Source organism: Paenibacillus sp. LT-B23, assembly GCF_059417685.1.
In genome coordinates this window covers 108,480-125,188 of sequence record NZ_JBSQBM010000006.1, presented here as the reverse complement: position 1 = coordinate 125,188, position 16,709 = coordinate 108,480, and the positions used below count along the sequence as shown (strand labels likewise).

General features: G+C 49.3%; 12 protein-coding genes. All 12 read left to right on the top strand.

Going from position 1 to position 16,709, the window contains the following annotated elements:
- Positions 1–52 precede the first annotated feature (52 nt).
- Complete coding sequence (locus ACWXW9_RS09915) at positions 53–853, top strand: DUF1836 domain-containing protein (protein WP_494929263.1); 801 nt, start codon at positions 53–55, stop codon at positions 851–853.
- A gap of 204 nt (positions 854–1,057) precedes the next feature.
- A complete protein-coding gene (locus ACWXW9_RS09910; protein WP_494929262.1) occupies positions 1,058–1,999 on the top strand; it encodes a glycosyltransferase family 2 protein in 942 nt (313 codons plus the stop codon).
- Positions 2,000–2,082: 83 nt separating this feature from the next.
- Positions 2,083–3,036 (top strand): glycosyltransferase family 2 protein, encoded by a 954-nt coding sequence (locus ACWXW9_RS09905; protein WP_494929356.1) that lies wholly within the window; start codon positions 2,083–2,085, stop codon positions 3,034–3,036.
- A 72-nt stretch (positions 3,037–3,108) separates the two neighbouring features.
- Positions 3,109–4,488, top strand: a complete 1,380-nt coding sequence (locus tag ACWXW9_RS09900) for a lipopolysaccharide biosynthesis protein (RefSeq protein WP_494929261.1) — start codon at positions 3,109–3,111, stop codon at positions 4,486–4,488.
- Positions 4,463–5,437, top strand: coding sequence for a polysaccharide pyruvyl transferase family protein (locus ACWXW9_RS09895; RefSeq protein WP_044644526.1), 975 nt, complete (start codon positions 4,463–4,465; stop codon positions 5,435–5,437). Before ACWXW9_RS09900 ends, ACWXW9_RS09895 begins: the two co-directional genes overlap by 26 nt.
- A gap of 567 nt (positions 5,438–6,004) precedes the next feature.
- Positions 6,005–6,586, top strand: coding sequence for a peptide deformylase (gene def, locus ACWXW9_RS09890; RefSeq protein WP_494929260.1), 582 nt, complete (start codon positions 6,005–6,007; stop codon positions 6,584–6,586).
- 164 nt (positions 6,587–6,750) lie between these two features.
- Positions 6,751–8,541, top strand: coding sequence for a sensor histidine kinase (locus ACWXW9_RS09885; protein ID WP_494929259.1), 1,791 nt, complete (start codon positions 6,751–6,753; stop codon positions 8,539–8,541).
- Positions 8,534–10,102 (top strand): response regulator, encoded by a 1,569-nt coding sequence (locus ACWXW9_RS09880; RefSeq protein ID WP_494929258.1) that lies wholly within the window; start codon positions 8,534–8,536, stop codon positions 10,100–10,102. The genes ACWXW9_RS09885 and ACWXW9_RS09880 overlap by 8 nt, the downstream gene beginning before the upstream one ends.
- A gap of 408 nt (positions 10,103–10,510) precedes the next feature.
- The gene (locus ACWXW9_RS09875; RefSeq protein WP_494929257.1) at positions 10,511–11,917 is read left to right on the top strand and encodes a cytochrome ubiquinol oxidase subunit I; all 1,407 of its coding nucleotides are present in this window, start codon (positions 10,511–10,513) and stop codon (positions 11,915–11,917) included.
- On the top strand, positions 11,904–12,917 hold the full coding sequence (gene cydB / locus ACWXW9_RS09870; protein ID WP_494929256.1) for a cytochrome d ubiquinol oxidase subunit II: 1,014 nt from the start codon (positions 11,904–11,906) through the stop codon (positions 12,915–12,917). Before ACWXW9_RS09875 ends, cydB begins: the two co-directional genes overlap by 14 nt.
- The gene (gene cydD / locus ACWXW9_RS09865; protein WP_494929255.1) at positions 12,917–14,716 is read left to right on the top strand and encodes a thiol reductant ABC exporter subunit CydD; all 1,800 of its coding nucleotides are present in this window, start codon (positions 12,917–12,919) and stop codon (positions 14,714–14,716) included. Before cydB ends, cydD begins: the two co-directional genes overlap by 1 nt.
- The gene (gene cydC, locus ACWXW9_RS09860; RefSeq protein ID WP_494929254.1) at positions 14,697–16,517 is read left to right on the top strand and encodes a thiol reductant ABC exporter subunit CydC; all 1,821 of its coding nucleotides are present in this window, start codon (positions 14,697–14,699) and stop codon (positions 16,515–16,517) included. The genes cydD and cydC overlap by 20 nt, the downstream gene beginning before the upstream one ends.
- Positions 16,518–16,709: the final 192 nt, after the last annotated feature.

The following is a 16,709-nucleotide window of genomic DNA, read 5'->3' as shown; positions in this document are numbered from 1 at the left end:
GGCGTATGATGAGTTCAAATGAACTTGAAATGGTTTAAAGGGAGGAAAGCAGATGGAGTCTTTTACCCTCACACGCCGTGATATGGCCCATTTGCTGCTGGCGATGGAAGGTCGCCGCGAATTGCAGCCGTTGGCCGTTCTTCAGGATGCCTGGAGACGCACCCATATCCATCCGGACCGTCCCGGCAGCGCGATGCCGACATTTTTGTATACTGAGGTAACGCCTGTGCTGGATAAAATTATCAAAGGCAAACACAGCGCAGCTTTTTCGCTACAGGAGATTGTTTCTCTCGGCCAACTGGTCGAGTATAGCCATGTTTCATTGGCCTCCATGCAGAATTGGGTCAAACGCGACTTCAAGGAATTTCTCGGATCGCCGAAGATCGGTAAAAAATATTCAGTCAACCAGGCCGCACTGCTGCTCATTGTGGAGGATTTGAAATCATGCCTTGATTTTGAATCCATCCGTCAGTTATTTCATATCCTGTTCCAACAGCCGGAGGATGATACGGATGATCTAATCCAGCCGGTCGATTTGTATGCTGCTTATTCAACCTTGTTTGAGGAGCTGGATGCGAATGGAGATCAATTGCTGGATGTGGCAGGAGCCGTGCTTGCCAAAGAAAACGGGAATTCCGCTACAGGGCAGCAGCGTCAGGAAGGTGCGACGGAGGAATTGCTGATTCAGGCGGCAGATCAATACACGAGTCGTTTGCAGCATTTGACCCCTAACCAGTGTCAAGCCGTTCGGAATACATTGCTGGTAGCTGCGGTATCGGTGCAAAATAGTTATTTTTTGTCCATGGCACGCAGGTATGTGAATGCGACGTTGTTTCTGGACTTTCAAGGGTAGATCAGGATTGGCACTAGAAGCCGATCCTATTTTTTTGCCCTTTTTCGAGTATTGTCTACCCTTTTGGAGACTGAAAAAGTATACAAAAGAGGTATATACACTCAAACGCTGTCAAAGATACAATAAACATATATCATCCAGCAATTGGAAAAACTTTGAATATCTCTTCCAAAGCATCTGGATACACACACAGGAGGTAATGGCATGTCCGATGTCTCCATCATCATTTGTACCCGCAATCGGATCGAAGATCTGACACGCTGTATACAATCTATTGCAGGACAGCAGCAGCTGGAGCATACGGCTGTAGAGCTGCTGATTGTGGATGACGGCGATATTTCCGACCAACAAGTCGAGCTGTACCGTGACATGGTATCCGGCTTGCCTCAAAGCGTTTTGAAGTATCATAAAAAAAGTCGTCCCGGCGTTTGGTTGTCCCGCTATGAAGCGTTGTCTCTCGTACGGTATGATATCGTGCTGTATTTTGACGATGATGCCGAACTGGATGATAAACTCTATATCCGGCGCTTGCTCGATACCTATGATCAGGATGAAACGATTGTGGGTGTTGGAGGGATTGCAAAGGGACTACATTCGAGCCGGGCAGGGAAGCTGCTGGGCATTTTGACATTTCAGATGTCTCCGTCTCTCGGCAAGCTTTCGCCCAGTAGCCTGGCAGGTTCATTGCTGCGCTGGGGAGAAGCGTCGGAGGTTTTTGATACGGAATTTTTTCATGGCTGCAATATGTCGTTCCGGCGGAATGCACTTCGGGATATGAAGCCGTATCCGTGGATGACCAGCTATGCCGTGGCTGACGATTTGTACATGTGCCAGTTGGCGAGTCGTTATGGCAAACTGGTTATCAATCCCGACTTGACGATCATTCATCACGAATCCCCAAGCTCGCGCGATAAGGCGGGCAAAGTAGCCAAGGCTACAGCGATCAATCACTATTATTTTCTTGCTCTGAAAAAGGCAGGAGCCATCCAGTACGGAGCGCTTTTATGGACCTTGTCCTACCTGATGTTCAAGGAAATACTACGCCGTAACTTTAATGCCGCAGAAGGATACAAGCAGGGGGTGCTGTTCATTCTGAATCCGCGCAAGCAAAAATATAACGAATATTTAGGCCCGGCGGTTCAGTAATCAGGAATCTGTTGTAAATGTGCAGTCTGCGAAGAGCAGGCAGCTTGTGGCTTCATATATTTTCAGGATAAAGGGGGAGTATGATGTTAAGCTTGTCCATTGCCCTGTGCACCCGAAATCGGGTTGACGATCTGACCCGATGCATCAATTCAATTGCTATTGCTGGGGCACCGGAGGCATGTGAAACCGAGCTGTGGATTATTGATGATGGAGAACTGCCGAGGCATGTGCTGGAACGCTATGAGCGTCAATTGGGTAGAGCGGGGATTACCTACCGATACCATCGCAAGGAGCAGCCGGGCTTATGGCTTTCACGTGTGAAAACGGTTGAGCTGGCGCAGGGCGACATCATTTTGTTTCTTGACGATGATGTTGAGCTGCCAAACAACTACTTGAACGAGCTGATATGCACCTATGAGGCTTATCCGCAGGCCGCTGGTGTCGGTGGCATTGCACAGGGCATGAGCAACAGCTTCATGGGGACCATTCGTTGCCTGCTGTCATTCCAGCAGTCCTTGTCCAAAGGAAAGCTGTCCCTCAGCGGTCAGTCCGGCTCGATGTACAACTGGCACAAGGCGAAAAAGACGTTTCGAACCGAGTTTTTTCACGGCTGTAATATGTCGTTTCGTCGTGAGGCGATTCGCAGTCTGGAGCCTGTGCCTTGGCTGCAAAGCTATAGCGTAGGGGAAGACCTGTTACTTTCGCGAATTGCCATGAAAAGCGGTCCGTTGTACATTAACCCGGCGCTTACGCTGCTTCACCATGAATCGCCGTCCTCGCGCGACAATATGGAGCAGGTGACTTATATGCGGGTGATGAATCATATTCATCTGCTGCGGGATGAGCAATCCGGGCCGATTGGTTATGCTGCGCTGTATTGGACGACACTGTATCAGATTTTGAGAGAGAAGCCCAAGAAAAATCATACTGCCATTCAAGGCTACAGAAAAGCGCTGAAGGCGATCTTTTCAAGTCCGAAGGAGCCTGTTGGCGGAGGTCAGCTACCTGAACGTAATTCCAAAAAAACCGTAGGCTGATGGAGGTGCGGCAGGAGCGCGATGTGAACATAGAGACGAGAGGCTTAATAAGGAACAGGAGTTGGACGTAACATGAGCACATGGACAGCAGCAAGGAAAGTATTCACGGGTGACAGTCTCGCCAAAACGATCATGCGCACGAGCTTTAACAATTTTTTCGTGCTGATCGTCACGACCCTGACTTCCATCCTGACCGCACGTATGCTCGGAGTCGAGGGGAAAGGAGAACTGGCGGCGGTTCTGTTCTGGCCTACGCTGATCGGTAGCGTGCTGAGCTTCGGCTTGCCTACGTCGCTGATTTATAACCTCAAGAAGAAAACAGGCACGACAGAGGAGCTGGTGGCGCTGTCGCTGTGGATTCAGTTGCCTGCCAGCTTGCTGGCGGGAGCTGTAGCGTGGATATGTATGCCGCTATGGCTGAACGGCTATGGTGCGGATATCGTTCACCTGTCACAGCTCTATTGTGCGGCGGCGGTTCCGCTGGCGGTGCTTACGGCACTGACAACGGCATTGTCGCAAGGACTGGATCGGTTTAGCGTATATAACGGTCTGCTGTTTTACTATCCGCTGCTGAACTTCATCGGTCTATTGACATTATGGCTGATGGGGCTGCTCAATGTGCAGTTGGCAGGGGCCGTGAATTTTGCCGCGAGTTTCCTTGCGCTGGTATGGGCGTTCCTCCGTTTGCGCAAGCATATGAATTTGCGTACTTTCCGCCTGTTCACCAGCCGCCAGGTGCTCCGACCCTATTATAGCTATGGAGCGAGAGTCTACGGGATGGAATTGATGGGGACGCTGTCCACCCAAACAGACAAAATCGTCATCGTGGCGCTGCTGTCCCCCAAGGCGTTTGGTCTGTACTCTGTTGTCTATGCTCTGTCGCGTGTCTTCAATGTGGTTCAAAATGCCGTCACTAATGTAACCTTTCCGAAGGTGACTGGAATGGAGCACAGCAAAATTGTCGAAACCGTCGGTCGTGCTTTTCGCATCTCCATGGCTGCTATGCTGATCGTCATCGTGCCGGCTTTGTTCATTGGACGATATATGCTGGGCTTGCTGTATGGCCCCGCTTTTCTGGAAGCATCGTTAACCTTTTATCTGTTGTCGCTGGAGTGCATCATTGGAGGCGGCTCCTGGATTCTGGCTTCAGCCTTCAACGCACTGGGGCGGCCGGGGCTAGTGCTGTTTCGGCAAATTGTGGCATATGCCATTACCGTCGGGCTGTTCTTTATTTGTACCCCGATCTTCGGTCTGGACGGCATTGCCATTGCTTTGCTCGTAGGCGCTTGTGTACGGTTGGCATTCTCGCTGTTTTCATTCCCGATGTTTTTCGATGTTCCGTTATCACGGATTATTTTTGATAAAAGTGATATCACATTTGTCATTCAGACCATACAAAAGAAGCGCAGGAAGGGAGAACTGAAAGATGCCGAATTCGCATCCCATGGCTAAACTGAAAAATAAGCTGAGCGTCATTCTCGACGTAGTCCCCCAAGGCTCGAACATCATTTATGTTGACTACCCCGTGTATAACAACGGTGGGGATGTGCTCATCATGAAAGGCACCGAGGCGTTCTTCAAGGATAACGGTATCCGTGTTCGTGCCCGTTACAGTGCTATGGATATTCCCGATCAGCTTCAAATTCCGGGAGACTGGATTATCGTGTGTCACGGAGGCGGCAATTTCGGTGATTTATATTCAAATCACCAAAATTTGCGGGAACGCATCGTGCGAGATTTTCCGAGCCACCGCATTGTAATCATGCCGCAGACGATCCATTTTCAATCTGAACAGAAGGGGAATGAGGTCGCTGCGCTGTTCAATGCTCACCCGGATCTACATATGTTTGTGCGGGATACACGTTCATATCAGTGGGCTAAGGAGAAGCTGAATCAGTGCAGCATCACGCTATGCCCGGACATGGCGCACCAGCTCTGGCCGTTGAAGCCGACTACGGAAACGGTCAAGGACGTACTGTACTTCCTGCGCACGGATATTGAAACCGTAGGAGGGCAAAAGCAATTCGACGACGAGGCAGATGCCGCCCACCGTCTGGACTGGGATACTCTGTTCACTCCGCTGGAAGTGAAAGGGATCGTCTACTTCCAGAAGTTTTACCGTCTGGACAAGAAAATCGGCGGTCCGCTGCCTACACGTACCTTTTGGTACAAGTACACCGACCACCTCATGAACAAAGCGGTTACGCTGTTCAGCTCTTACCGCGAGGTTCGCACCTCACGGCTGCATGGTCATATCCTGGCCTGCCTGCTCGACATGCCGCATGTCGTGATTGATAATTCGTACGGCAAAAACTCGCAATACTATAACACCTGGACACAGCCTAATCCCAAGGCGAAGCTGTTCAGCGATACACCGGATGCACTGGAACAGCCGTCTTAATGTAGGGAAAAGCTATTGAGTATTGAGAGTAATCTCTAATTGCACCGAAATTTTTCAAGACCTCCTGGCCATTTAATTGGTTTAGGAGGTTTTTTGTTTAGTGCTATATAGAGCAAAGGTATGATTTAATTAGATAAGCAATTAAGGCAATGAATATTTAATGACTTAAACTAACAGAGTGGGGTATCTTCTATGTCGTAATAATAGAAGATACTGGATTATTCAGACTTTCAAAAACAGTTTGTTTAAAAATGACCGTGTAACGAAAACAGCAGCGAAGTGGGCGGAATCGTTCTGAAGAAGCGATAGCGTTCGCCTTTGCCCCCGGATTTCTACCTTTGAAAAAATAATAGGAAATCCGGGGGCAACAGCGATCGTAAGAATGATCCGCCCGCGTAGCGGTCTCTAATACGCAACCTCCCGCTCCATATACCGCTTTATTTTGACAATTCATTTCATTAATAGATATAATTTATGGGATAAAACTTGAAGTAAAACCGAGAATTTTACCCATATTTCGCAGGATTACATGGAAGTATATTTATTAAAATGAATCGAGGCTGATGAATGAGCAATCAACCGATGGAGATGCTTCTCACGAAGGATATCGTACGTGAAGGGGAGCCGATTTTGCGTACGAAGGTTGAACCGGTATGCTTGCCGCTGCGTGAAGAGGATATTCAACAGATGCAGTGGATGATGGATTATCTGAAAAATAGTCAAAATGAAGAGCTGGCAGCTCGTTATGATCTGCGTCCAGGTGTGGGACTATCAGCCAATCAGGTGGGTCTGAACAAAAGAATGTGTGCTGTCTATTATCAGGATGGAGACAAAACGGTAGAGTATGCACTGTTTAATCCCAAGCTGGTCAGCCATTCGACGTCCATGATTTATTTGGAACAGGGCGAGGGCTGTTTGTCAGTGGATCGTTACATACCCGGATATGTCCCGCGTTATGAAAAAATTCGCATTAAGGCCAATTTGCTGGACGGAACGCAGGAGCTACTGACCCTCAAGGGCTACGCGGCGATTGTGGTACAGCATGAGATGGACCATTTGAACGGCATCATGTTCTATGACCGTATTAACCCGGACGATCCTCAAAAGTTGCCGCAGGGTGTGCATATCGAACCTTTTGTGCGTGAATAGTTCATGATCTATAAAGTGTGGTGACTCTGTTCGCCACATTTTTATTTTGCAAAAAAATATAGATATAGATGTTGCGAAGCTTTAAACTGGACTCATGTACATCGTGATGCGGTGAGTTAAGGAATACATAATAATGTAAGCGCTTATCTAACGGGGGGAATGGCATGTATCGTGGAGTTCGGCATCTGATGAATAATATGCGTATGCGAAATAAGCTGCTGTTCTCCTACGTGCTGATTGTCATGATCCCGGTGCTGGTGGTGGGTGGCTGTGTCACCTTTTATTTACGGGAGCAGGCTTTGGACAGTGCAATTGCCCAAACGGTGAACAACGTGGAAAAGATCAAGAGCCAGACTGCGAATTTATTGCGCGTACCCACGGATATTTCAAATGGTCTGATGTTCGATAAAAGGCTGAGGGAGATGGCGAACCGCCGTTATTCGGGCATGGTAGAGCTGATGAATGCGTATCATCAATACAAGGACTTTAATGAGTATGTACAGCAGTATAGAGAGATTGCGACCATCCGTTTTTATTCGTATAATCCGACGCTTGTCAATAATCTGGAATTTATCCCTGTAGATTCTGGTATTGAGCAGCAGAAGTGGTTCCAGACGGCCTTGAAGGGGACGGCGATTAACTGGTTTTATATTCAGGATAAGGAGGATAACCCGGTAAACCGGCTGAGTCTGGTGCGGCAAATTCCCTTTCCCGAATACAACACCAAGGGAGTTCTGATGATTGCGCTGAGTCAGACGGAGCTGAACAATATGCTAAGCAAGGAACCGTTTGAAACGCTGATTGTGGATCGTAACGGAATTGTGGTCGCGGCTACCCATACACAGTCCGTGGGTCAAACATTGGCGGATTTGCATTTGGGCTTTGATGTACAGGGTGCGGGCAAGGGTATATATGAAGCGAAAATAAACGGGAAATCCTCGAACATTATTGTGGATGAGCTGCTGCCAGCCTCCAGTGTGAGCGGATTGACGATTATTTCGGTGTTTTCGACGGAACACATTGTACAGGGAGCGAACCGGATCAGCTTGATTGGCGCATTATGTGTTCTTGCGGTGCTGGTCATGGCATTGGTTCTAATTACGATGATTTCCTGGCTGATCACCAAAAGATTACAGCGGTTGAGCCATGAGCTGGGTAAGGTGGCTGCGGGGGATTTCCATGTCGTGTCCAGCGTGGAGGGGATGGACGAAATTGGGGATTTGTCCCGCCGGTTCAACTATATGGTTGCCAGCATCCGTCAGTTGATGGGGCAGGTTTATGAAGCGAGTGAGAAAAATAACAGGCTCGAAATAGCGCAAAAGGATATCAAACTAAAGATGATGGCCAGCCAGATTAACCCGCACTTCCTGTTTAATGCGCTGGAGTCCATTCGAATGAAGGCACATCTGAACGGGGAAGCGGAGATTGCAACGACGGTACGATTGCTTGGCAGATTGATGCGGCGGAATCTGGAGATTGGCAGCGGTAAAACGACGGTGCGTCAGGAACTGGATATGGTACGATCCTATTTACAAATTCAGCAGTTCCGGTTTGGAAATCGTTTGGTCTATGAAGTGAATTTGGCAGAAAGCGCTGAGGAAATGTCCATTCCTCCATTAATCATACAGCCGCTGGTAGAGAACGCGGTTATTCATGGCCTTGAAAACAAGGAAGAACCCGTTACCGTAAAAGTCGATATTTCGATGGAGCTACGAGAGCTGCAAATAAGAGTGGCTGACGATGGGATTGGCATGGAAGCAGAGCAGTTGTCCCGTCTGCTAGACCGTATAATGGGCAAGGATGAGCCGGAAGGGAGCAGTATCGGGATGCACAATGTTCACCAGCGTCTGACGCTGATGTATGGCGAACGTTATGGTCTGCACATTGAGAGCGTACCGCAGGCAGGAACAACCGTAACCTTTTCAATACCCAGGGAGGAGGAGTCGAATGTATAAAGCGATGATTGTGGATGATGAGCCTGCGATCCGTGAAGGATTGACCTCCATTATTGATTGGAGGGACTGCGGCTTCCATATTATAGATACCGCAGGGAACGGGCGCGAGGCATTGGATAAATTTAAGGAGCACCGGCCTGAGCTGGTCATTGTTGATATTCGTATGCCGGGGATGAGCGGGCTGGAGGTCATACGGAGCATACGTGAAATGAACGGCGAGCCGTTTCATTTTCTCATTTTAAGCGGTTATGCGGACTTTGATTATGCGCGGCAGGCGATGGGCTTTGGTGTGGATGGTTATTTATTGAAACCTGTGGACGAAGAAGAAATGACGACAGAGCTGAAACGGGTACGGCGAAGCATTGAGAGCGAAAAAGAAGACGGCAAGTGGGGGAGCCCGCCTCCCCATGAGCGCGATTGGATCGAAACCCTCCTGTTTCCTGAACATCCTGACCAGCATCCAGCGCCACCCGCTTTGGATTGGGGAAGCTATCAGGTCGTACTGCTGGATCTGCGGATACCTGACTGGGATCGGCAAGCCCGGCAGTCAGCAGCAAAGCTGCAGCTAACGGAAATGTGCCAGGAGCAGGGTAGGGGGATTGTATTCGAGGCCGGAATTTATACAGGCTTGTTACTCCCTGCCACGGTGGAAACAGAAGAAGATGCTGTTCGGCTGCTGGCTTCCTGGCGACAGGCACTAAAGCCGTGGACAACGGAAATATACGTAGCTGCTGGTGATCCGGTGGGCAGACTACATGATATTCCAAGCTCTTTTGAGCAGGCGCTGCGTCTACTGGAGCGTACTTTCCTGTTCCGTGCGGAAAGGGTGATGCTTACCCGTGACCTGCATGATTTGGAAACTTCGGACGAGGAAATGTGCGAAACGACTGATAAAACCTCGGACCCTATGCGTTATGCAGAGAAGCTATACTACGCGCTGGATATGGCGAATCGTGAAGCTGCAATACGTGTATTGAAGGAAATGGAGGTCCAATTTCCTCAGATCTATCGTACAGAAGCTGCAATCAAGGGGGCGTTTGCACAGACATTTACCTTGGCGCTGAACAAGTATGCTGCTGGACAGGAGCAGAGCCGGACGGTACTGGAGGAGCATTCGCGCTTGATTACGGATGTATATGCTTATTCAACCTTGGGTGAGCTGGTGGATCGGTCGCTGGAGCATATGCTGCAATGGATTGGTCAGACCGATTCGGGCGGTAAAGAAACGATCATGAAACAATTGATTGATTTCATTCACAGCCATTATGATGAGAACCTGCGCTTGGAGCTGTTGGCGGATATGTTTAATTACAACAGCGGCTATTTGGGCAAATTGTTCAAAAGTCATACAGGCGAAGCCTTTAACGCTTACCTGGATAAGGTGAGGATCGAGCGGGCAAGGGAACTGCTTGCACAGGGAATCAGGGTGCATCAGGTGGCAGGACGGGTCGGATATGCCAATGCCGATTATTTTCATGGCAAATTCAAAAAATATGCGGGGATGTCGCCTTCCTCCTACCGTAATCGGGTTCAGAAGAACGAAGGGACGGATGGCAGTTGATGGGCTCCCATAGGTTAAATTGATGAAGTCTCTCTTACACATGTCGGAGCAAAAGTCTCCGAACGAAGAGAGGCTTTTTTTCATGGAAAAAATTTGGATAGATCAATCGAAAATGTCACACTAACTAGAAGATTTGAGTTGTTTTCATAAATTTGTCATCATTACGACACAGCTTTGACACGATGTTCACACTTTCGATTCTATTTCCTTCAAAGCGATTCTATATAATGATGATATTCTTAAGCCGGGTCATGAGATTCCGTAATGAAGATGCCTGAGGGGGCTATTCATAAAAAGTGATTGTTCCATATGTAATAATGTGAATACTATCACAAGGATGAAGGAAGGCTTCAGAACCTAATTATTAACATTCATTTTGAAGAGAAGCGCAGGGGGAGGAATAACATCATGGACGTATTAGAATTGGCACGGTTGCAGTTTGCAACCACCACAATTCTTCACTTTGTTTATGTGCCGATCTCCATTGGATTGTCGTTGTTGGTGGCAATTATGGAGACCATGTATGTAATCAAAAAAAATGATTTGTACAAAAAAATGGCTCAATTCTGGGGAACTTTTTTGCTGATTAACTTTGCAGTAGGCGTGGTCACCGGGATTTTGCAGGAGTTCCAGTTTGGGATGAACTGGTCTGACTTCTCCCGTTTTGTCGGAGATGTGTTCGGTACGCCGCTGGCGATTGAGGCACTGCTTGCCTTTTTCCTGGAATCAACCTTTATCGGATTGTGGGTATTCGGCTGGGAACGGCTGTCCAAAGCAGTCCATTTAACCTGTATGTGGCTGGTATCCATCGGTACGATGCTGTCCGCCCTGTGGATTTTGGCAGCCAACTCATTCATGCAGCGTCCGGTAGGATACGAGATTCATAACGGTCGCGCAGAAATGAAAGATTTTTTCGCTCTGTTGACGAACGAACAACTGTTATGGGAGTTTCCACATACGCTGTTTGCAGCTTTTGCGACAGGTGCTTTTCTCGTTGCGGGTATTAGCGCATGGAAGCTGATGCACAAGAAGAATCTGGACTTTTTCAAGCCTTCTTTCAAAGTAAGTATTATTGTCGCATTGATTAGTTCGATGCTGATTCCGATGTTTGGTCATGGACAGGCTCAATATTTGGTGGAAACACAACCAATGAAGATGGCTGCCAGTGAAGGGCTATGGGAAAACAGTAGTGACCCGGCCCCTTGGACGGTTATCGCAGGTATTGACCCTGAAAAGAAGGAAAACAGCTTTGAAATTAAGCTTCCTTATCTCCTGAGTTTGTTGTCCTATAACAAACTGTCCGGCTCGGTACTGGGGATGAATGAGCTTCAGGCACAATATGAACAAGCTTACGGACCGGGCAACTATATCCCACCGGTACGTACTACATTTTGGAGCTTCCGCATTATGATTGCAGCCGGATGTGCCATGATTGTGCTTGCTTTGTACGGAGCTTATCTGACATTCCGTAAAAAATTGGAGGGCTCGCATCGTTGGTTCTTCCGTTTGATGATGCTCGGCATATCTCTTCCATTCATTGGAAATACCGCGGGTTGGATCATGACAGAAGTGGGGCGTCAGCCTTGGACGGTCTTTGGTTTACTTCAAACCAAGGATTCCGTTTCACCTACCGTTGTGGCAGGGGAAGTGCTGTTCTCACTGATCTCGTTTACCGCATTGTATTTAATTTTAACCGGTGTGCTGGCGTTCCTGTTTGTCCGTACGGCTCGCAAAGGTCCGGATATCGAACCACATCAGGAAACGGTAATCCATGATCCATTTGCTCAAGGGGGTGACACCAATGTCGTTAAATGATTTGTGGTTCTTATTAATTGCTGTGCTGTTCACCGGCTTCTTCTTCCTGGAGGGCTTCGATTTTGGCGTGGGTATGGCTACAGGTCTGGTACCGCGTAATGATCAACAAAAACGTTTGATGATCAATACGATTGGTCCATTCTGGGATGCTAACGAAGTATGGCTGATCACAGCAGCAGGTGCGATGTTCGCGGCTTTCCCGCACTGGTATGCGACCATGTTCAGCGGATATTATCTAGTATTTGTACTTATTCTGCTTGGTTTGATTTTACGCGGAGTTTCCTTTGAGTTCCGGGGTAAGGCAGAAGGAAAATGGTGGACAGGGACGTGGGATGCATGCATTCTGATGGGCAGCTTTCTGCCGCCGATGCTGTTCGGTATGGCTTTTGCGGCTTTGATAAAGGGTGTACCTATTCAGCAAAACATGGACTTAAAAGCCGGATTCTCCGATGTGTTTAACGGATATACGGTATGGATTGGACTGACTGTAGTTGGGATGTGCCTGATGCATGGGCTGACGTTTATTTCCCTGCGTACGATTGGAGAAGTGCGGGATCGTGCTCGTGTGATTGCGTCAAAATTCCTTCCGATATTAGGTGTTTTGCTCGCGGGTATGGTGATGTGGACTTATTTTGCAACAGATGTATTCGCACGTCGTGGCCCTTATATGTATGCCGCAGTTGCAGTGGGGATCGTCGCCTATGTGCTGGCATGGTATTTCCTGAAGCAGCGCCGCGAAGGCTGGGCCTTCGGGATGACGGGAGCTATCATTTTGCTGACATTCGTTTCGTTGTTCGTCGGCTTGTTCCCAAGATTTATGGTGAGTTCGATCAACAGTGCATTTGATTTGACGATATATAATGCAAGCTCCAGTCATTACACACTGAAAGCCATGACGATTGTTGCAGCAACGCTTTTACCCTTTGTGCTGGCTTATCAGGCGTGGAGCTACTTTGTTTTCCATAAGCGTCTCAGTGAAAAGGATCATTTGGAATACTAATGGATAAAGCATGGTTTGGATTAAAGGGCATTCGGCCGGTAATGCTGCTGCTGGCCGCCCTTTCCCTGGCCCAGGGGGCCGCTGTGATTGCACAAGCGATTTTTTTGGCAAAGGCTGTTACGATTTTATTTGATAAAAATCTGCTGGTGATGGCTTGGCCGCCACTGGCGTTGTTTTTCGCGGCTTTTGCTGCGAGGCATACGATGATCTGGCTGCAACGCCGGACAGCAGGCCGTTTTGCCGAAGCATCAGGCGCTTCCTTGCGGGAGCGTCTGCTTGCTCGTTTGTTCGAGCGAGGGCCTGTTTTTGCTGCAAAGGAAGGTAGCGGGAAGCTGGTGACGTTGGCGCTGGATGGAGTGGATCGTTTTCGCACGTATTTGGAGTTGTCCATTCCGCGTATGATTGACATGATGTGTGTGACGATACTTGTGCTTGTGTCTGTTTTCACATTGGATATAATTTCAGGTGTGATTTTGACGGCTACGATGCCCATCCTGATTGGCTTCTTTATCCTGCTGGGCTTGGCAGCGCGGAAGCAGGCAGATAAACAGTGGCGCTCCTATCGTCTATTGTCGCATCATTTCACGGATTCGTTGCGCGGCCTGCAGACGCTGCGTTTTTTGGGCCGTAGCCGGGAGCATGGAGAAACGGTCGGGAAGGTCAGCGACCAGTACCGCACGGCTACGATGCGTACACTGCGGGTCGCGTTTCTGTCCTCTTTTGCTCTCGATTTTTTTAGTATGCTATCGGTGGCTTTTGTGGCGGTAGGCTTGGGCTTGCGACTGATTACCGGATCGGTGGGACTGGAAGCGGCACTTGCGGTACTCATTCTGGCCCCGGAATATTTTATGCCTGTACGCCAGTTGGGATCGGACTATCATGCCTCGCTGGATGGCAAGGAGGCTTGGGGTGCAATGCGATCCATTCTCGGTACAGAGGATGAAGCGGCTCAACAAACAGATTCCGTGGATATCCTTACGGGGAGTGGCAGCACAGAACATGCTAAGGGTGACGGCAATGCCCTAAATATCACGGGACAGGATACGATCAGGTTGTCGGATATATGCCTTCTCAACGAGGACGGTTCCGCACGGCTTGACCACATATCCGCGAGTGTTGAGCCGCATATGAATATGATCGGCATCGTCGGAGCCAGCGGTGCAGGTAAAACAACGCTGCTCAGTTTGCTTGGCGGCCTCGCTGAACCGACCTCGGGCGAGCTGAACGTGAATGGATGGGCATTGGCTGGTGATGCCAAAGCCGAATGGCAGCGTCATATTGCCTATATTCCGCAGCATCCGTACCTGTTCAGCGCTTCCTTGGCGGATAATATCCGGTTTTATGAACCGGAGGCATCCAACGAGCAAGTGGAATGGGCGATTGACGCGGTTGGACTGCGTGAGCTGGTGGATGGTCTTCCGAATGGATTGGATGAGCCGATTGGTGAAGCGGGCCGGACGCTGAGTGGAGGACAGGCGCAACGGATAGCGTTGGCGCGTGCTTTACTGAGTAATCGTCCAGTGATTTTGCTGGATGAGCCGACGGCACATTTGGATATTGAGACGGAATGGGAGCTAAAACAGACGATTTTATCTGTTTTGCAACATAAAAGAGTGTTTCTCGCGACCCATCGACTCCATTGGATGCCGGATATGGACTGTGTCTGGATGATGAATCAAGGCCGTCTGGAAGAAGCAGGATCACATAAGCAATTGGTTGCCCGAAAGGGAGGATATTACCGTTTGCTGACGGGAATGACGGAAGGAGGGGACGGACGATATGCGAGCCACGGACAATAGCGGCCAAGGCTGGTTTATATTTTATCTGAGACAATATTTCTGGGCCTTTCTGGCAGCGGCGCTTTTGGGCGCTCTGGCGATTGGCTGTGCAGGCGCATTGCTCTTTACGTCCGGTCATCTGATTACCCGTTCGGCTTTAAAACCGGAAAATATATTGATGGTGTACGTTCCGATTGTGCTTGTACGGACGTTCGGCTTTAGTAAAGCAGTCATTCAGTATCTGGAACGCTTGGTGGGGCATGATGCCGCTCTGCGTCTCGTGTCCCGTATGCGGGTACGGCTGTATCGGGCAGTAGAACCGCAAGCGCTTATGATTCGCAGCAAGTTTCGCACAGGGGATCTGTTGGGTTTGCTGGCCGAGGATATTGAGCAGCTTCAAAACATATATTTGAAGCTGGTTCTGCCCGCGATATCGGCGTTGCTCATCTATGCGCTGGGGATTTCAGCACTCGGGTGGATGGACGGAACCTTTGCCCTGATGATGGCACTGTATGGCGGATTTTTACTTTTTGTCGCCCCGGCCATCTCGCTGTGGACCTCGCTCGCCAAACGGCGAACGTTCAAGCAGGAACGGAGTACAGCCTATCAGGAGCTGACTGATGCATTGTTTGGCATGAGTGATCTGATGCTGAGTGGCCGGACTGGACATTTTCTGGCTTCCTTTACCCAACGGCAAAACAAGGCTGCTGTAGTAGAAAATTCACTTCGGCGAAGAGAATGGCGCTCTCATTGGATCGCACAATGCGTCGTAGGTGGCGGAATTGTGATGATGACCGTATGGGCTGGAGGGCTGGTAGCAGAGAACCGCATAGAGGCAACATGGCTGGCATCTTTTGCGCTTGTTGCTTTTCCACTGTTGGATGCTTTTGTCCGCGCTGGAGAAGCGGTGGTCCATGCGCCGGAATATCAGGATTCGCTTCGGCGCCTGAAAGAGTCAGAGAAGAATACACCTACACATGCTACATCTACATCGTCTTCGGCATCGGCTTCTGTGAAAGCAGGGCAGCAAGCAGCAGGTGGCACAGTAGATAAAACAGAGGTAGAACATGTGACCGCCCAGCTATCTGGCAACTCAAACGAGCTACTGCTGAACAATGTGAGCTACCGCTATACAGCAACGCAAGAATGGAGCGTGCGCGACATTTCCCTGCGTGTGCCGCAAGGAGGAAAGGTTTCACTGCTTGGTCGCAGCGGCGCGGGCAAGTCCACGCTGCTGAATCTGATTCAGGGGGCATTGCAACCGGATGAAGGGAGCGTCACTGTCGCAGGTGCGCCCGTGTATACAGGCGGGGCGTATTCCAGCCTGTTTGCAGTGTTAAACCAGCAACCGTATTTGTTCGATACAACGGTAGCAAACAATATTCGGTTGGGACGGCCCGATGCTACGTTGGAAGAGGTTCGTGCAGTAACCGAGCAGGTAGGACTGGGAACACTGATTGATTCCTTGCCGGATGGCTACGACACCCGGATGCAGGAAACGGGCCTGCGCTTTTCCGGTGGAGAAAGACAACGAATTGCACTGGCGCGGATTTTGCTTCAAAATCACCCCATTGTTCTACTGGATGAGCCAACGGTGGGACTCGATCCGCTGACAGAGCATGAACTAATGCAGACGATGTTTCGTGTGCTGGAGGGCAAAACGCTCATCTGGATTACACATCATCTGACCGGAATGGAGCATATGGACGAGGTGATCTTTATGGAGCAAGGCGGCATTTCGATGCGAGGCAGTCATGAGCGACTTTGGCAGGAGCAGCCCCGATACCGCAACCTGTATGAACTGGATCATCCCGGTCTGTAAAGAAATAGAGAAGATCAAGCCTCGGTAAAAAGATCCTTAACATTGGAGTCGGCATGGATATATGCCGGCTTTTTTCCTTCTCTATCCGCTGTAGGAACGACCTTGTTCCGAATCAGCAAAAAAGTTATGCTTGGAAGGCATAAAGACACTCGGAACGGTTGGTATCACTGATCTGATCTGTTCAGTTCGTTC